This window comes from Pseudomonas sp. AP19, from assembly GCF_001728855.1.
In the GTDB taxonomy this organism is placed as follows: Bacteria; Pseudomonadota; Gammaproteobacteria; order Pseudomonadales; family Pseudomonadaceae; genus Aquipseudomonas; species Aquipseudomonas fluorescens.
On record NZ_LXJP01000028.1, the window covers coordinates 41,302 to 57,099 of the forward strand.

The following is a 15,798-nucleotide window of genomic DNA, read 5'->3' on the forward strand; positions in this document are numbered from 1 at the left end:
ATGCTCGCCGGTTACCTGGGGCTATTTTTCGCCGCCTTCGGTGCAGCCACGCTGCTGCCAATGCAATCGGAGGCGGTGCTGGTGGGCCTCTTGATCAGCGGGCATTACAGTGTGTGGGGGCTGCTGTGCATCGCCACCGCCGGCAATGTACTCGGCTCGGTGGTCAATTGGTGGCTGGGGCGCTCGGTTGAGCGCTTCCAGACGCGGCGCTGGTTTCCGGTCAGCCCACGGCACCTGGAAAAGGCCCGCGTGCATTACCAGCGCTGGGGGCATTGGTCGTTGTTGCTCAGTTGGGTGCCTATCATCGGTGACCCGCTGACCCTGGTGGCCGGGGTCATGCGCGAGCCCTTCTGGCGCTTCCTGCTGTTGGTTACCGTTGCAAAAGGCGCCCGCTACAGCGTGCTGGCCCTGCTGACGGTGAACCACCTGGCAGCCGCATAACCCGGCTTGAATGCCTCTGACGGATCGCTGGCGCAGCGCCGGCCTATCTCGCTGCGCTGCGTTAATCCTCGCTTAATCCCCTCGCCACAGCATCCGGACACTGTTGTTTTCGGAGCCTGACCCATGACGCTGATCCGTTCACTGTGCGCTGCCGGCCTGCTGCTGGGCAGCGCCCTTCCCGCCTTCGCGGCCAGCGAAAGTCCCGCCTACGGCCCTGAACTGCAAGGGTTTCAATACCCCTACCCGGTCGAACACTTCACCTTCGAGTCCCAAGGCAAACCGTTGCAGATGGGTTACATGGATGTGCCCGCCGAGGGCAAGGCCAACGGGCGCACGGTGGTGTTGATGCACGGCAAAAACTTCTGTGCGGCCACCTGGGACGCGTCGATAAAAGCCCTCAGCGCCGACGGTTATCGGGTGATTGCGCCGGACCAGATCGGCTTTTGCACCTCCAGCAAGCCGGATCATTACCAATACAGTTTCCAGCAATTGGCGATCAACACCCACCAACTGCTTGAACATCTCGGCATTCAAAAGGCCACCCTCGTCGGCCACTCCACCGGTGGCATGCTCGCCACCCGTTACGCGCTGCTCTATCCGGCGCAAACCGAGCAACTGGGGCTCGTTAACCCCATCGGCCTGGAAGACTGGAAAGCCCTGGGCGTGCCCTACCGCAGCGTCGACCAATGGTATGCGCGCGAGCTTAAACTCAGTGCCGACGGCATTCGCCAATATGAGCTCAACACCTATTACGTCGGGCGCTGGAAGCCTGAATACGAGCGCTGGGTGGAGATGCTCGCCGGCTTGAATAAGGGGCCGGGGCATACCCAGGTCGCCTGGAACTCGGCGTTGATTTACGACATGATCTTCACACAAAAATCGGCAATGTGGGGATGAATGACGGAGCTTATCCGTATGGGGCGGGACGTTCAACGTGTAGCGGGGTGTTGCGGGGATATGGGCGGTTGGCCCTACTCGTATTTCTTACCAGTGATGACCAATGCTGATGGCCCCCACTGCTTCAAGAAGGTTTCAGACTCAGCACTGGTTACGCACCGGGTCTTAACTTCTATCTTCGGGTCTTTCACGTTGTTCTTCTTTGCGTCCTGCAAAATTTGCTCTGTGGTTTTCCTTTCAATCGAACTGACGCCTGTGTAGCAGCTAACCAACCCAAGATACTGTGTGTCTATCAACTTTTCTTGCTGACAATAGTTTTCATATCCTGTTGCTGAAACACAAAAACTAAACACAACATAAAAGAATCCCATCTACACCACTCCTTGGTTGTCCTAGAAAACAGGTTCACAGCATTCACATCTTTGCACGTAGTGTGTTAGTTGCTGACTAGCTTCAACAGTGATGATAAAAGCCGTCAGTCCAAACCTAGACGCACAATTCCTCAATGTTGCGGCTGTGTTGAAGGTTTTAAAGCTGTACATCTCATAAACGTTTGAATCATATCCCTTCTGAATGTAGACATTGTGGAGTTCATCCATAGTACCTCCTTTCATGTCTGGCACTACGTCGTGCAGTGCCTTGCGACACACACGAAAGGTAAAGCGACACACACAACATGTCAACAAGATAAGAACACAGAACAGACAAAACACAGGTTACAAAAACGAGAAAACCCGCTCATGGCGGGCTTCTGGCAAGCGTATTACAGAGCTATCGTTTAGTCTTGGGAATATGTATGTCTTCAATGCGTTGTGCCTGCTCTGAGGGCACACACGGCCCCACCATGTGAAACACTTCACTACCCGGCATTGTGTTACGCGCATCCTCTGCCGCTTGGTCAATGCACTCCTTGTATGTTGGAAAGTCACCACCTGATTTAGTCATTGGCAGGCATTCGCCAGTGCTAGCTATGCACATAGAAACAAGAAACGAAAACACAGTAATCTCCTACATCAATCAAACTTAGTGAGCTTGTCACGTGCTTTGATAAGGTCAGTCTTCACCCGGTCAAGCTCAACCTGTAGGTGCTGCTCCTGCTCTTCAAGGTTGGTAATGAGGGTTTCAATACTCTTCTTGTACGATGCTTCTACCTCATCAAGCGTAGAGGCTGTGACGATTCTAGGTGATTCCGTCTGTGCTGGTGTATGTGTCGCTGTGCTACCAATACTCTTTGAGGACTTTGGCTTTAACCAACGATCAAGCCCGCCATAGGTGATTTCAAGCTCTGTACCCTTGATACGCTCGTGAAAGCTCTTGCGTGACTCTTTATTGGCTTCAGCCTTACGCCATTCTGCAATGATCTTTGCCTTTACTTCTGGGGATTTTGCCTGTGCCATCGTAGAAGCTCCTGTGAGTGTCACACCCGGATGTTGTGTGAGCCGACTGTAACACACAAAATTGCACACGCACAAATCGAAACCCTCGGCAGCACACTCACATCAACCTTCGGGCGCTGTAGAGACGGGAGTGGTGAACCCTTTATGCCGAATGCCATGTGCACGTTCAGCACGTCTGACAACCAACCTAGCCTCAAGGGACGGGTGCTTTCGTTCGATACTCTCTTCATAGATGTAGTTGGTGTCTTCCCAGAAAAGACAAATCTTGTCTACAAAGTCCTCTAACATCTCTCTAGGGATTTGCATTGACTGCACTGAAGGCGCTTGGTCTGCCAACGTCGAGTGTAAGAACGTGTTATCAGGATCGTGGTACATAGGCCAAGATCATGGCGAACACCCCACAGTCTTGCACTAGAGTTGCCATCACCATGACGACACACATTGCCTACCAACATAAGAAGATCAAGTGACTCAAATGATGCGAATGAAGGGAGAGTGATATCCCGCAACCTTTCAAACACTGTATTCAGTTCATCACCCCAATACACAGTGTGAACAGAGTTCGCACCCCGGCGATTGGATACGGGGAACGGATTTATGCCCAACTCCTGCTGGCAACCTGCTAGGTAGGTTCGTATCTGCTGCTCCCAGAGAGACTGGATTGATAGACAGAACGTCATACGTGTTTTGAAGATCAACTCACTGAGGTCAGAAGTCATGAAGTGGGAAACCGGATCATCTGATTTGTCCCACTCTGCTACCTGAGCATCAAGAGCATCTAGCGAAGGATTTACAACAAGTGTTAAGAAATCCTTTGCAATCGACCCATACCGATATGTGTAAACATCGGCCATGCAGTTCTTCCATGTGAAAATCTCAGACATCACAGCATCCCCCTGATTATTAGCCCTTATACACCAAATAGAAGACTCGCCCTTGGGCCGTCAGTGTCTTAATCGCGTCCAGCCGACAGCTTTCAGCAGCATGTGGATGACTCCACCGAACGTCAGTATCATAAGCAGCAAAGCCCAACATAGAGAAAAGCGAAGCGTATGGACAGGAAGTGGATAATAGGGATTTCAGTAGCAGTTGTTGTGAGCATCCTGATTGCGATCGCACCGTGGGCTTACACATTCGGTAATTCGCCATTCAGTACGAACCCTGCTAACTGGGGAGTATTTGGGGACTACTTTGGCGGCGTGCTTTCCACCATTATCTCTATATTTGGCTTCGCTGCCGTAGTTGCGACTATAAACCTTCAAAGCAAAGGCATTAAAGAGCAACTCGCTGCCATCAGACGAGATGAGCAAGCTAGGGATGACGAGGTATACAACCGACAGGCTCTTCAATGCCTAGAAGAAGCTTTGAGAAAGCTTGATGATCCTATAACTGGCAAAATAAACGACACTAAGATAGGTTGGCTCGATTCTGCGAGACTAATACTAACCGCAGGAGAGCTAGCAAATCGTATACAAAGCGAAAGCATGCGAACGATTTACGCAGCATCCGCAAAATTGATCAGATCAAAGTTTCAGGTCCGGCTTGATCCAAGTACAAATCAGGAAACTCTTCAACCAAGTTATTTCAGTGGGCCGAACTGGGAAGATTTCTACCAAAATCGGGCGACTGGAGGCCTAGAGAAGCACTCTGTCTACATAGTTTATAAGTTCACTAGCTGGGACCCCGACGAAGCTGATGTCCTTGACTCAATCATCGGGAAAATCGATGTAGACAGGATTAGTAAAAGGTACTTCGGAGCAGTAACGTATCTAAGCGATGAAGAGAGAAATTCTCGAAATCCCCCGCCCCGCCGTAAAAAGAGGCCGCAAGGAAGTTAAACTCGGAATTTCGTCAGGAAATATAAGCTGGAGGGGTTGTGATGGGCGCTGTGGGTGTTGGAAAAGCCGGTTTCAAGCGAGGGGTATCAAGCAACAAACGACGACCAAAATGGGAATCGTTCTTAATTCTAAAATAAACCTGAGTGCCCCTGAGAGCCTGCCCAAGCTGTTTACTTCTTGAAGGTGACGTTGAGGCTTAACATAAGACGACGCACTGTTGTGGGAGTCCAAAGGCCACCACGTGAGGTGTGTTTACCCTTACTGTTCAGACAGTCAGCGAGAGACTGAAGTGTGTTACAGCCTTGGTAGAGACACGCCATTACATGAGGGGCTATGCCTTCACGGTGAGCATCAATCTTTTCAGCCTTGATGGCATTCATGTTGTCAGCGTTGCCCTTTGCACGGCCTTTAGAGAGAGCCTGTGAGCGGCGTTCCACTTTGGCTAAGCTCTCTTCACAGCCACTGTCTGCACGCTCCTGTAGAGCCTTGAGGGCGTCCTTTGTACGTTGGCTAATGAATGCACGCTCCTGTTCTGCCAGTGCTGCAAACAAGTGCAGTTGAAACTTGTCAGCTTGCGGCATGGTTGCCACCTTGAAGTCAACACGCTTCATCAGGCTGGCTATGTGCTCAACGTCCCGTGACAAACGATCAAGCTTAGCCACCACCAAGGGCAAACCCTGTGCAATCGCCTTGGAGCACTCAGGACGTTCTAGGGGTGGTGTTGTACCAGAGATTGTTTCAGAGAATTCAGCTACCACAGTCCAGCCATTTTGCTTGGCTGCTGTTTCAATGTACGAACGTTGAGCCTCAAGACCTAGCCCACTCTCGCCTTGACCTTTGGTAGAAACCCTGATGTAAGCCACAACGTTCATTGTCTGTATTCCTGTTCACTCTGTGTGTAGTTGTCATTCTACACATCACAAACACACATGACAAATGTATGAACAACCATTACCAGAAATGACAAAGAAAGATTACACAGTGTGTCGGCTCACACCTACGATCTTATGTCAACAGGATTAATTGTTTGTGTTCTATTTGTTGTGTGTTTGTTGGGAATCCTCTTGACTGGACACACCTTAATGTGAGTGTCCCTTAGGGTGTGTGGACCTTCATGCTCTCGCATCAAGAGGATTACCACTTGAGAGGTAATCCAATACAAACACCTAACATATCCATCACCAGCCAATCAGCGTACCCGCTGGAGCCGCCATAGGCTCAATGGTTTATCTGTTCATTGGAGATGAAGGGGAATACTGCTTATGCCTCGGGGCATGGGGCTGTGACTCTCTGAACGTCCGTTCAGGGGTTATATCATTGAGAGTTTGTCACAACCGCTCTGGACTGAGAGCCTTATAAACCGGGGCTTCCAGCCGAGTGAGACACATTTTTAGTGGACACTATTTCAGAACACCTTACGGCGTCTGAGAGAGAGTTTGCACAGAATGTGGTTGACACGTGCGCTAGGATGTGAATCCGTGGTGACTTCTTCGATTATTTTTCACTTTTGTGCAAAAATCTCTTGCATGTGCAAAATGATCCTGCTTAACAACACAGCACAAAGTGAAACTACCCTCAAGTGTCACCAGCACTGGCAATACGACACCAAGCTAACAAACCTCTCAAACACACTCCCATCAAGATATTCACACTCACGAGGTGGTATCCACAGAAAGGAATACTCTAACAGATAATAGATAGCAAGCTAACGATATTGCTACAGCCTGCCTGATGGATAGTTTTAACAGTAGTATTACTCTCTGAACGTTCGCTCAGAAGCTTAGACGCATTGTGTCGTGAGACACAGTGATAAACCAGTCAAACAAGAAACATAACAACCAACTACTAAATGAGCTAACCGCTCATGGATAGTGCAGAAAGCCTGTCAGGATGACAAAGAGTAAACCCGTGTCGGAACGACACAGAGTAATTATCCTTTGATGTTCTTGTTTTTATTATTTGTTGTGTGGGAACCACATCAGGCAAGAACACTTGAAGTGATATACCACTCTGAACTGACGTTCAGGGAACAGGCTTTTAGGTGCGAACTCAATTTAAACTTTGATATTCTAGCAAACCTATGATCCGCCTTTGATTAGCTCTTCTTATATCCTGCCGTAATTCAAGCAGCGTTGAATTCTTGCCATTCCCACTGTGCAAGCGAGTAGGAAGCGGCCACATCGTCAAGGTCGGGCCAACCCCCGTCATCACGCTGGGCGCGGTCACACTGCGCCTGTAGGCGCTTCACCAAGGCCGGGTTACGGTGGAAGTGTCGTTCTATCCCGCCAATGGCTAGACGTGCAGCAGCAGCAAGGTAGCGGGCTGTACGCTCGCAAATGGGATCACCTGTCAGTGCGCGAAACTTTGCCACCAGCTCAGCAGTGGAAATGACGTTGAAGCAGATAACCTTACGCACATCACGGGGACGCACATTCAACTTACCGCCACTATCACCGACAGCGATATAAAGACCAGCCATCACAGCGTCATCAATGAACGACAGTCCATTAGCCATAGCCATACGGATGAGGTGTGCTTGAGGATTGGGCTTCACTTTGGGCTTGGGGCCGCGCTTGGCCTTGGGCTTATCTTGGGTGTTGTCGAAATCTTGGTTGGCAGCAGTAGTGCCGGGTGCGAGGTGTAAAACGAAGGGCGTAGCAGATTGCATAGGGTTCTCCTGTAGTCAGTTCGGTATGTGGGTCACTTCCTTCGGCGTGTTCGCCGGGTTGGTGTTGATCGCCGGTATTGGCGAGGACGGATTATACTCGCAGATTGCCATCACGTCAATCGAAACATGTTGACGCGGTGTATACTAATACTGTAGCGAACAAACCAACAGGCTAGCCATTGAAGACGCCGCCAAATCGCCAGTACACTGAGGAACGACCAATGGAACTGGGGCCAAGGAACGATGACACCTCTCGAAATACCTTTCAGCACGGCTCGCCAGTTGTTCGACTACGTGACGCCTCTCAATCCAGTATGGGATATAGGCCGCTACATTTTCAGAGGTCAACCGAGCGACAGGTACAAACTCACCCCGTCTGTATGTCGGCGTGGGGCTGGATCATTCGCCTACGGTTCACCAAGAAGGATGTTTGACGCCTCAAGTTCTGGGCAAGTGTCGTTGGAGCTGGACATTCTCAAGAGGTTTTTAGACGGCTGTGACAGGTCTGGGTTGATCGTTCCGGGTTACACAGAACAACTGAAAAGCGTGTTCCACGATGGGCTGGACTCATTCCTAAGCCCTCACATTCCTTGGCCCTCTCCCGACCTTTACGAAATCATGGCTGTTGCACAACACTACGATGTGCCTACTCGCCTATTAGATTGGACAGAGAGAGCTTTTGTTGCGTGTTACTTTGCCGCGTCATCAGCTAACTTTGAGATTGATACTCGAACTGCACGTATCGCCATCTGGGCACTTGATACAACTTATGCCAAACATTGGACGACCGTGAAGGTAATTAGGACACCGGGCGGCACAAGCAAGAATCAGGCAGCTCAGTCAGGTTTGTTTACCACGCACAATGTAAAGGAATACAGCTTTAACGACTTCTACCAAGTGGAAGCTCTAGAGGAAGTGGAAGAGATTTACAAGGTGACTGGTGCTCATAATCCACTCGTCAAGATAACTTTGCCTGTCAGTGAAGCCCCAGACTTATTGAATCTGTGCTCACGATTTGGGGTTGATGGCTCAACATTGTTTCCCGGTTTTCATGGCGTGGCGAAGAGTGTAAGGGATTGGGCAAACGTTGAAGTAGGTGTTAGACCGTCTAGGTCACTTCAAGACGAATGTAACGCTGAAAGTTATGACGATGATCCTGACTTCCACTGAGCACCAAGGAGCCGAGTTTGGCACCAAGCCATGAAATTTCAGTCGAGCCATTGAAAAGCCACTATCCAGCCCCCATGTCTTGGTGACACCGTACCTAGCGGTTAATTGAGCCACACTAAGAAAGGATGCAACGGATGATTAGAGTGCTACTAACCCTCGACCTCATAAAATCAGAAGACGAACGAACGAAGTTCTATGCTTTTTTGAGTGAAAAGGGATGGAAAAAAACCAAAGACGTTGATACCGTTTGGACAATTACGTTCCCAGAACTTAACGACGGCATTGCAAGTTCACGCAAAGAGGCAAAAGTAAAAATCAGAGATATTTTTTATGAAGCCGCTAAAAAACTCAAGCTAAAAGAGATTTCCTACATTGCTCAAATAGGCAATCAGGAATTCATCAGCCGCGTCATCGAAAAGAGAAACGGCGAGTATGGTTGTTTTGCTAGGGAACTCTATCCATCTAAAGTTTAAACTAGGAGAAGCCCGGCGATAAGCGCCGCCGGGCTTCAAGCAGTTGGCAATCCAGATACACCATTACCCGGTGTAACTCCAGCGTGTTTATGTGTATCAAATGGAATCCCGTTGAATGTCCATGTTCCGCTGATAGTGGTGTTGCCTGTCCATGTTGTATTGGCAACATTCACTTTCAGAGAAGAGGCATTGATAGAGACACTGTTGCTTGCGTTCAGCTCAATGTCTTTAGCAATGACTTTCACTGTGAACTGTGAGTTGATTTCAACGTTGCCGTCTGCTTTGAGAGTGAAGTTTACTTCTGCACCAGTCCCTGTGTTGTGGATGATGGTTAGATCATTCGCATCTCTTGGGAGCTTCAAGCTCTGGAACTGCTGAGCGATAACACCCGGTGGAGCTAACCCCGGAAAGAATACAGCGTCCATCTCATCTTTCATTCTGTTGTTAGCTACTTTGGTAGGATTGGAGTTTGAAGCAATCTTGAAGTTATCAAGGCTGTTGTCAGCAACGTCGCACCAACCTTCGTCGCCAACCTTTACCGGAAACAGAATCGCGCTATTGTGAGTTCTGGTATGGGCAATAGGGACATTGAGAATGTGCAAGTCATCCATGTTTTCCCCGTCGTCGGTGTAGCGTTGAATCAAAGACTTCACTGTCACGGATGGAACAGCTGTGTTATTGACGCCAACTACAACAGCGGGAAAGCCTGTTCTAGCGTTGTCGTTGTGGTTATGAATCTCTGTTTTGATAACGTCGATATAGGAGGCATTTGGATAGGTGATGTTGAACATTAAGCCACCTTGCTTAGACGTACTGGGAGCGGAATCTCAGGAAGAGGGAGAGCATTCCCTTTGTTGTCTTGTAGAACAAAGTAGACTCCACCATTATCTGTCTTTGCACGGAACACTTTGGAAGTGTCGTAAACGTCTTGCTCTTGAAGGAACTCATCAGCAGCAGCCTCAGCCTCTGCTTGAGTTTTAAAATGGGATGGGTATGTGATACCCTCAATTATTACTGGGAACATGTTTGATTCTCCTGTGTTTACTTGGATTTGATTGTTGTGTTTGGGCTTGTTGTGATTGCTGGGTTTGCAGTTTGATTGATGTTAATAGGCGAAACACTGTAGATAGCGTCTCGGGCCTTCAATGGGACTTGAATGTCAATGTACTGCTTGAGTTGGTCGTTGCCGTTGTTAATCTGCATCCTGAAAGAATCAGATTGAGCAAGAGACGTTCTTACAATCTCTTGCCTCATCATGGCAATGTCTTGGCTTCTTGTGGTTTGGTACTCATTGAGCGTGATGTGGGCATTGACCGTTAAGATGCAACACCCAATCAGGACAGTGAAACAAGCTGCAAGAAGCCAACCCCAAACTTTGTTATCTAGGGCTGGTGACATTAGTTGCCTCTTGCTTGGGACTGTGTAGCAGCGGCTGTTGCTGGACTCAACTTGTTAACAATGTCCTGCATCGTTCTTTCAGTTTCTCGACGATGATCCTCAAGCACTCCTTTCATTTCTTCAGGAGCAACACCGTTCAGGGTGATTGGTGCTTGGTTGAGTGTGATTGTGTTAACAACGTTGTTATTCACGGCAGAAGCGGCGGCTTGTCCGTTTACAGCAGGTTGAACAAGTGGCGTCTTTGGAGTTGCACCCACCATGTTAGGGAAGGCTTTGGGGCCAGCGTCAGGAGCAACAACAGTATCAAGCTTTGGAATGTCGCTACCATCAGTTAGACGCCAAGGCGCTGTGGGATCAACATTGCCAGCAGGATTAGCCATAGGGCCACCGCCATTACGGTCAAGCTCTCGCCTTGCAACAATGTCTGCACGTTGCTTGTCGTCAACTTCACGCTGTTTAACAATCTGGTCATACTTGTCATCATCAATCTTACCAACAAAGTGCAAACCATCTTGAACCTTGCGTAGTAGGAATGTGATTGCATCAGCAAATGCAGCGATTGCATCAACGACAGCCGTAATCACTCCAATGAGAGTTTCACCTACAGTCTTGAACACACCAACATCATCAGCAATACCAAAGGCTTGCTTGATCGTGTGGTAGTAAGTGGTGAGGCTTGTCCCCAGCTCATCCATTGCAGAGCTGAAGTCTTGCATAAACTTAGGATCAAAGTAGCTCTTACCGTTGTTGAACCAGTTGGCAAGCTCGGTCAAACCTTTAACCATGCCTGTGACAGCCGTAAGAACAGTGTCAGAAGAACGGCCCAAAGCTTCAAACTGTGGCTCAATCGCTTTCAGAAACTCTACAAGGCTGCTGTACAGGGCAGGCATTGTGGATTGCAAGCCAGTGTTATCGAATGCAGAAGCCATGTTTGCTTGGTATTGGTTGCCAATTCGGTTATCCCAAGAATCTTGGGTGTTGCGGGCTTTATCCAACAAACCACCATCATTGGCGTGTTGATCCAATGTCTTACCAAGCTCCATCATGAATCTTGTAAATGCGTCACCACTAATCTTTCTGTCTTGACGATCCTTGCCGAAAGCTTTCAAGGCTTCATTACCAGTTAGTTTGCCACCGGATGCTTTCTGCCAAGCCTCAGCACCAAACTCGTTGGCGTGTGCCCCAAGGTGTTCTGCAATTTGGCCTGTCCATTCTTCAGAGAAGAGTTGACCTTTACCAAGGGCTTGACGCATACCAAGACTAATCTTAGACATGTTTTCGTTAGACAAGTGTTGAGCCTTACCATATCTGAGAATACCTTCAGCAGCGTCAGCAGCTTTATCAACTCCAACTTTAGAAGACAATGAACCAACGATTTTAGCGTAGTCTGCTCCAGTCTCTTTTGTAGATAGTCCTTCTGTTTGTGCGAAGTTCTCATAACGGTTGTTCATACGCTGAGCATTTTCTGGGGTTTTATCACCCACAGCTTGGAACTGCCCAAGGCGTTGGTTTCGAGTGTTGGCCGCTCTTTCAGCAGCTCGGGCAAACCCTGTAGATGCGGCAACGATTGCAGCGAATGCAGCCACTACCAGAGCAGCGGAACCAGCTACAGCGCCCAATCCCATTGCAGCCCTACCCAACCCACCTGCAAGACCTTCCAAGCCTCCCAGAGCGCCTTCAGCACCACCAGTAATGCCACCAGCGAAACGACCAACACCACCAAAACGGTGAATGGCGTGACCACCTACACCAAGCAAGCCACCGCCGTGAGCGGATCGTGGGCCACCGTGGGAAGGAGTGTTCGCCTGTCCTGCTGCACGTCTTGCCGCTGCATGCTGTTGTGCTGCTGCACGGGCTGCACGGATTTGGTGTTGTTGTTGGAGGTTGGCTAGACGAGACTGTTGAATCTGGTGTCCCAAGGCTTGAGCGTGTTGCTGTAGTTGGGCTTTGGCGGCGGCTGCCTGTGTACGTTGTGTTGCTGCTGCCAATTGAGCTTGTTTGATTTGCAATGCAACTTGTTGTTGCTGTGTCTTCAGAGCACCCACTTGGTTGGCGTTGTTGATCTTAGTAAACTTGGCATTCTGTAGCTGTGCTAGATGCTCGGCCTGTGTCCGTGCCTTCTGAGCAACAACCATGTTCTTTGCCGCCTGCCCTGCACTACCTGCACCCGCGTTCTTTAAAGCAGCGGTGATAGCCTTTCCTGTTGCCTTGGCTTGAGCCTCCAACTGTTTCAACAGTGCCTTAGCTTGATGGAATCCTCTTTGGTCAACCTTGAAACTAATCTTGGCCTGCAATTCTCCTAGTTGTTCATCGACCATAACTTATACCTTACGTTCATGAATCAATTGAAGTGCACGGCTCTGCACAGCATCACCAGCTTCAGCAATACCATTCAAAGCTGTCTCAGAATCCAACACACCAGATGTTAGATGCTGGGCCATCACTTCAATGTTTTTAGCATCGTCGGCAGTTGGTGCAATGAAGGCTAGCGCCTGCTCAATAGCGTAAGTGGAACGGATTACACGTTCGTCACTCAACACCTTGTCTGCATACTTCAAATCAGTGTAAGAAGCGTGTTTCAGCACTTCTTCACCAAAGCGTTTGCCGTATTCTTTGAAGTCAATCAGAGACAGGATGTAGTCAACGTCAGTGTGTTGGTTTGCAGCCTCCAAGCCTTGGCGGAATAGCTTCTCTACAAGATCAGAGAAGTAGGCTTGATGTGTACGTGTCATTGTCATTATTTTGTGTCCTTTATAAAGAAAGAGCCGACACGGAATGTCAGCTCTTGAAATTGGGTAAGAAAGGAAAGCTCAAAGCTGTAATCAAACAGCCTTCAGCTTTGCATTCTCTTCTAGTAGTTGTTCCATGCGGATGCGGAAACCTTCAGCTTGCATGTTGGTGTAGAACAACTCACGTTCCAGCTTGTCAGCTTGGCGAGAAAGAGTTTCCAGTTGGTCAACAATCAACTTACGATCATAAGCAACCTTGCGTGCTGCCTCACTACATATAGCGTTCTTTGCTTCCTCTTGCTCAAGTGTGCTCACCAACATCTGTACAGCGTAGAGTTGATCGGTTAGAACAAGATGGTTGATGATGTGGTGATAACTGGATGGTGTTGTGGCTTGATACTTTAGAATCAGTGCGTGTTGCCCGTCTGTCATTGTCTTAATCTCCTGTGTCTCTTATTTGCTGAAGTTGAAGGTCAGCCCTTCTTGTGGCTTCACTTTGCCGTAAGCATCAACACCCTTCTTTTCTTGCACCTCAATAGGAACCAAAGGCACAAACTTAGGGCAGTGTTCATTGAAGAATCTGCGGCAAACATCTTGCACAGTTGGTGTGCCTTTGGCTGGGCGTCCGGGTTTCTTCTTCTTGATTGGTAGTGTAACCACCTCAAAGCCAGCGATTGTTTTAGCTTCTTCAATCATGTGCTCAAGGCGGTGGATGTGGTCTTCTGGAAAGCCACACGCTTTGGCACGTGTTAAAGCTTTCTCAAGTGGGGCGATTATTTGTTTGTAGATGCGAGCAGCAAACTTTAGAAGCTGCTCTGCTGTCATAGCGTTGGACATTATTCTGTTTCCTCTTGTTCGTAACGACGTTTACCGTCCCTACGTTGAGAGCGGTTTTTGTCCTTGTGTTTTGGTTTTGACTTAGAAGGGGCAGCGCCCCATTCATCGTTTTCGTATTGGGCAGTGCTCATTACTTCTTGTATCTCTCTTGCAGCATCTGCATTGTTAGCTCAGCAGATGTTAGCTGCGGTGCTGCCTGTGTGAGCGTTACTGTATGTACAGTTGTCTTAGCTACAGACTTAGCGACTGCATTGGCCTTAGAAGCTTTGGCTTTCTGCACTGTCTCTTTCAGATAGTCTTGCTCTTCAACAAGGACTTTGTAGAACTGAAAGAATCCAGCGTCATCTAGGTTGATGGCTGAAGTGGCGAGCACTTCAGCAACATCAGCGTCAAACAGCTTGGCAATAAGCATCTTGCGGTATTGTTGTTCAGTCATCACTTGGCAGCCTTCAATTCTTCAATATCCTTAACAAGCATTGCTGTTTGTGCAGCACGGCCTTTAGCGATGTCTTGTGTTTGTTTCAAGGAAGACTCCAACTGCTCGACCTTCTTGGAAAGGCATAACTCTTCTGCTGTCGTTGCTTCGATCTTGTCATCCAGTTCTTTAACTTGTTCTTGTAGAAGCTTGATTGCATAGTGCAGTTGGTTAGACAATTGACACAGTTCTCGTTTAGTCATTACTTAACCCCCTTCGGCTTATTCAGCTTGACGGCGAACAGAGGGATAGTGCTTGGAGCTTTTGCAGGTACATAGCGGAACTCTTCAGTCAGTGTGTAGCCGTGGGCCAGATGCTCAATGACTTCGGAAAGGAATTTGTTGATTGTCACTTCTTGGATGTAGATATAGCTAGCCATTACTTAGCCCCTTTCATACGAGCACGTACACGCTTATCAAAATCAGCCTGTGCACGCTGTTCGTCTTCTGCACGTAGTTGAGCAGCAATAGCAGCTTCTTCAGCTTTCAAGGCTTCAGCTTCTTGTGCAAACACTTTCTCGTTGTGAGCGTCAATGTCTGCCGTGTACTGCTCATTCACTTCTTTAGTGATAGTCTTGATATCTTCAGCTTGCTCAGATTCTGGCTTAACGATGTAGAGAACTGCACCAAGCCCAAAAGTTCTAGCAATATCAGAACCGCCAGTGTAGAGCTTTGCACCAGCGTCAATACGAGCTTGAGCAGCATTAAGGGCCAGTTGCAGAGTTGTTCCAACAATCTCTTCCAGAGCACCTAGAAACAGCTTGCGTGGTGTCGTGTAGCCTTTAGCAGCGATATCAATCCCGTTATCAATGTCACGGTTGATCTTGGCGTCATCAACATCATGCTTTGCTACGCGGCTTTTGTATTGAGTCAGTTCAAAGTCAATCAGAGACTGAAGTTCATCTTTGTTTGCTTTGCGGATGGATAGGATAGTCATTGTTTGGTTTCCTTGTATTCGATTGGTTTGGTTATTAAGCAGCGTCAATGGCCGCATAGATTTCTTTGAGTTCTGCTGTTTGTAGCTTGGCTGGCTTTTCCATATACACCACTTGCACAACAGACCAGTTCATATTGCTGGCAGTGATGAAAGGATCAGGAGCACGCTTGTAGCCTTTACTAACAAGGTCGTCATACTTACGGAACATATCTACATGAAAGTTGGTGTAGATGATTTCGTACTTGCCTTGGGCTTCATACTTGGCTAAGGCTTCAGCCTTCAGTGTTTGTGTGTCGGTCATCAGAATTCGTATCCTTGTTCTTTGCACCACTGGGAATACTCTTCAAGCATTTCGTCTTCAGAGTCACCAGCGTAGCGGTTAGATTTGATAAACATGAAAGACTCATGTGTTAGGTCGCCTTCATCCAGAGTGGCAAGAAACTCTGTACGCCACATCTCGTTAGAAAGCTGTGTTTGTGTTCCGATTGCAAAAGTGTTTTCCATTGCTCAAGCCTTCTTGTTCAGGAAGTGGCATTGAA

Annotated in this window: 20 protein-coding genes and 1 pseudogene; 5 read left to right on the forward strand and 16 right to left on the reverse strand. The window is 48.4% G+C overall.

Annotated elements, in window-relative coordinates:
- Both A7D21_RS19505 and A7D21_RS19510 read left to right on the forward strand, forming a co-directional pair.
- The gene (locus A7D21_RS19505; RefSeq protein ID WP_069552438.1) at window positions 1-441 is read left to right on the forward strand and encodes a YqaA family protein; all 441 of its coding nucleotides are present in this window, start codon (window positions 1-3) and stop codon (window positions 439-441) included.
- 123 nt (window positions 442-564) lie between these two features.
- A pseudogene (locus tag A7D21_RS19510) lies at window positions 565-1,317 on the forward strand (alpha/beta fold hydrolase); the annotation flags it as partial.
- Between the two features lie 95 nt (window positions 1,318-1,412).
- On the opposite strand, the gene A7D21_RS19515 reads toward A7D21_RS19510, so the two are convergent.
- Window positions 1,413-1,709, reverse strand: a complete 297-nt coding sequence (locus A7D21_RS19515) for a hypothetical protein (RefSeq protein ID WP_069552439.1) — start codon at window positions 1,707-1,709, stop codon at window positions 1,413-1,415.
- Between the two features lie 642 nt (window positions 1,710-2,351).
- On the reverse strand, window positions 2,352-2,735 hold the full coding sequence (locus tag A7D21_RS19525; RefSeq protein WP_069552441.1) for a hypothetical protein: 384 nt from the start codon (window positions 2,733-2,735) through the stop codon (window positions 2,352-2,354).
- A 1,052-nt stretch (window positions 2,736-3,787) separates the two neighbouring features.
- Here A7D21_RS19525 and A7D21_RS19535 point away from each other — a divergent pair.
- Complete coding sequence (locus A7D21_RS19535) at window positions 3,788-4,573, forward strand: hypothetical protein (RefSeq protein WP_069552443.1); 786 nt, start codon at window positions 3,788-3,790, stop codon at window positions 4,571-4,573.
- Between the two features lie 170 nt (window positions 4,574-4,743).
- Here A7D21_RS19535 and A7D21_RS19540 read toward each other — a convergent pair whose 3' ends face one another.
- Together A7D21_RS19540 and A7D21_RS19545 are read right to left on the reverse strand one after the other, a co-directional pair.
- Window positions 4,744-5,445, reverse strand: a complete 702-nt coding sequence (locus A7D21_RS19540) for a recombinase family protein (RefSeq protein WP_069552444.1) — start codon at window positions 5,443-5,445, stop codon at window positions 4,744-4,746.
- Between the two features lie 1,250 nt (window positions 5,446-6,695).
- Window positions 6,696-7,241 (reverse strand): hypothetical protein, encoded by a 546-nt coding sequence (locus A7D21_RS19545; RefSeq protein WP_069552445.1) that lies wholly within the window; start codon window positions 7,239-7,241, stop codon window positions 6,696-6,698.
- Between the two features lie 243 nt (window positions 7,242-7,484).
- On the opposite strand from A7D21_RS19545, the gene A7D21_RS19550 reads away from it, so the two are divergent.
- Window positions 7,485-8,411 carry an FRG domain-containing protein gene (locus tag A7D21_RS19550; protein WP_083272213.1) on the forward strand — a complete coding sequence of 309 codons (927 nt, stop codon included), beginning with the start codon at window positions 7,485-7,487 and terminating at the stop codon, window positions 8,409-8,411.
- 134 nt (window positions 8,412-8,545) lie between these two features.
- Window positions 8,546-8,884 (forward strand): hypothetical protein, encoded by a 339-nt coding sequence (locus A7D21_RS19555; protein WP_069552447.1) that lies wholly within the window; start codon window positions 8,546-8,548, stop codon window positions 8,882-8,884.
- Between the two features lie 35 nt (window positions 8,885-8,919).
- On the opposite strand, the gene A7D21_RS19560 is transcribed toward A7D21_RS19555, so the two are convergent.
- The 12 genes from A7D21_RS19560 to A7D21_RS19615 all read right to left on the reverse strand — a co-directional run bounded on the left by A7D21_RS19560 (window position 8,920) and on the right by A7D21_RS19615 (window position 15,763).
- The gene (locus A7D21_RS19560; protein WP_069552448.1) at window positions 8,920-9,675 is read right to left on the reverse strand and encodes a Gp138 family membrane-puncturing spike protein; all 756 of its coding nucleotides are present in this window, start codon (window positions 9,673-9,675) and stop codon (window positions 8,920-8,922) included.
- Window positions 9,675-9,908, reverse strand: coding sequence for a hypothetical protein (locus tag A7D21_RS19565; RefSeq protein ID WP_069552449.1), 234 nt, complete (start codon window positions 9,906-9,908; stop codon window positions 9,675-9,677). The genes A7D21_RS19560 and A7D21_RS19565 overlap by 1 nt, the downstream gene beginning before the upstream one ends.
- 373 nt (window positions 9,909-10,281) lie before the next feature.
- A complete protein-coding gene (locus tag A7D21_RS19575) occupies window positions 10,282-12,600 on the reverse strand; it encodes a hypothetical protein (RefSeq protein WP_069552451.1) in 2,319 nt (772 codons plus the stop codon).
- A 3-nt stretch (window positions 12,601-12,603) separates the two neighbouring features.
- Complete coding sequence (locus A7D21_RS19580; protein ID WP_069552452.1) at window positions 12,604-13,020, reverse strand: hypothetical protein; 417 nt, start codon at window positions 13,018-13,020, stop codon at window positions 12,604-12,606.
- A gap of 84 nt (window positions 13,021-13,104) precedes the next feature.
- Entirely contained in the window at window positions 13,105-13,443 is a 339-nt protein-coding gene (locus tag A7D21_RS19585) for a hypothetical protein (RefSeq protein ID WP_069552453.1), read from the reverse strand.
- Window positions 13,444-13,464: 21 nt separating this feature from the next.
- Window positions 13,465-13,848, reverse strand: a complete 384-nt coding sequence (locus tag A7D21_RS19590; protein ID WP_069552454.1) for a hypothetical protein — start codon at window positions 13,846-13,848, stop codon at window positions 13,465-13,467.
- Between the two features lie 130 nt (window positions 13,849-13,978).
- Entirely contained in the window at window positions 13,979-14,284 is a 306-nt protein-coding gene (locus A7D21_RS19595) for a hypothetical protein (RefSeq protein ID WP_069552455.1), read from the reverse strand.
- A complete protein-coding gene (locus tag A7D21_RS19600; RefSeq protein ID WP_069552456.1) occupies window positions 14,284-14,526 on the reverse strand; it encodes a hypothetical protein in 243 nt (80 codons plus the stop codon). Before A7D21_RS19600 ends, A7D21_RS19595 begins: the two co-directional genes overlap by 1 nt.
- Window positions 14,526-14,702, reverse strand: a complete 177-nt coding sequence (locus A7D21_RS35840; protein ID WP_171902622.1) for a hypothetical protein — start codon at window positions 14,700-14,702, stop codon at window positions 14,526-14,528. The genes A7D21_RS19600 and A7D21_RS35840 overlap by 1 nt, the downstream gene beginning before the upstream one ends.
- Complete coding sequence (locus A7D21_RS19605) at window positions 14,702-15,259, reverse strand: hypothetical protein (RefSeq protein ID WP_069552457.1); 558 nt, start codon at window positions 15,257-15,259, stop codon at window positions 14,702-14,704. The genes A7D21_RS35840 and A7D21_RS19605 overlap by 1 nt, the downstream gene beginning before the upstream one ends.
- A 34-nt stretch (window positions 15,260-15,293) precedes the next feature.
- A complete protein-coding gene (locus tag A7D21_RS19610; protein WP_069552458.1) occupies window positions 15,294-15,560 on the reverse strand; it encodes a hypothetical protein in 267 nt (88 codons plus the stop codon).
- On the reverse strand, window positions 15,560-15,763 hold the full coding sequence (locus A7D21_RS19615) for a hypothetical protein (RefSeq protein WP_069552459.1): 204 nt from the start codon (window positions 15,761-15,763) through the stop codon (window positions 15,560-15,562). Before A7D21_RS19615 ends, A7D21_RS19610 begins: the two co-directional genes overlap by 1 nt.
- Window positions 15,764-15,798: the final 35 nt, after the last annotated feature.

Coding starts and splice junctions, on each gene's coding strand:
- A7D21_RS19505 (WP_069552438.1), top strand. CDS start 1: ATGCTCGCCGGTTACCTGGGGCTATTTTTCGCCGCCTTCGGTGCAGCC.
- A7D21_RS19515 (WP_069552439.1), bottom strand. CDS start 1,709: ATGGGATTCTTTTATGTTGTGTTTAGTTTTTGTGTTTCAGCAACAGGA.
- A7D21_RS19525 (WP_069552441.1), bottom strand. CDS start 2,735: ATGGCACAGGCAAAATCCCCAGAAGTAAAGGCAAAGATCATTGCAGAA.
- A7D21_RS19535 (WP_069552443.1), top strand. CDS start 3,788: ATGGACAGGAAGTGGATAATAGGGATTTCAGTAGCAGTTGTTGTGAGC.
- A7D21_RS19540 (WP_069552444.1), bottom strand. CDS start 5,445: ATGAACGTTGTGGCTTACATCAGGGTTTCTACCAAAGGTCAAGGCGAG.
- A7D21_RS19545 (WP_069552445.1), bottom strand. CDS start 7,241: ATGCAATCTGCTACGCCCTTCGTTTTACACCTCGCACCCGGCACTACT.
- A7D21_RS19550 (WP_083272213.1), top strand. CDS start 7,485: ATGACACCTCTCGAAATACCTTTCAGCACGGCTCGCCAGTTGTTCGAC.
- A7D21_RS19555 (WP_069552447.1), top strand. CDS start 8,546: ATGATTAGAGTGCTACTAACCCTCGACCTCATAAAATCAGAAGACGAA.
- A7D21_RS19560 (WP_069552448.1), bottom strand. CDS start 9,675: ATGTTCAACATCACCTATCCAAATGCCTCCTATATCGACGTTATCAAA.
- A7D21_RS19565 (WP_069552449.1), bottom strand. CDS start 9,908: ATGTTCCCAGTAATAATTGAGGGTATCACATACCCATCCCATTTTAAA.
- A7D21_RS19575 (WP_069552451.1), bottom strand. CDS start 12,600: ATGGTCGATGAACAACTAGGAGAATTGCAGGCCAAGATTAGTTTCAAG.
- A7D21_RS19580 (WP_069552452.1), bottom strand. CDS start 13,020: ATGACAATGACACGTACACATCAAGCCTACTTCTCTGATCTTGTAGAG.
- A7D21_RS19585 (WP_069552453.1), bottom strand. CDS start 13,443: ATGACAGACGGGCAACACGCACTGATTCTAAAGTATCAAGCCACAACA.
- A7D21_RS19590 (WP_069552454.1), bottom strand. CDS start 13,848: ATGTCCAACGCTATGACAGCAGAGCAGCTTCTAAAGTTTGCTGCTCGC.
- A7D21_RS19595 (WP_069552455.1), bottom strand. CDS start 14,284: ATGACTGAACAACAATACCGCAAGATGCTTATTGCCAAGCTGTTTGAC.
- A7D21_RS19600 (WP_069552456.1), bottom strand. CDS start 14,526: ATGACTAAACGAGAACTGTGTCAATTGTCTAACCAACTGCACTATGCA.
- A7D21_RS35840 (WP_171902622.1), bottom strand. CDS start 14,702: ATGGCTAGCTATATCTACATCCAAGAAGTGACAATCAACAAATTCCTT.
- A7D21_RS19605 (WP_069552457.1), bottom strand. CDS start 15,259: ATGACTATCCTATCCATCCGCAAAGCAAACAAAGATGAACTTCAGTCT.
- A7D21_RS19610 (WP_069552458.1), bottom strand. CDS start 15,560: ATGACCGACACACAAACACTGAAGGCTGAAGCCTTAGCCAAGTATGAA.
- A7D21_RS19615 (WP_069552459.1), bottom strand. CDS start 15,763: ATGGAAAACACTTTTGCAATCGGAACACAAACACAGCTTTCTAACGAG.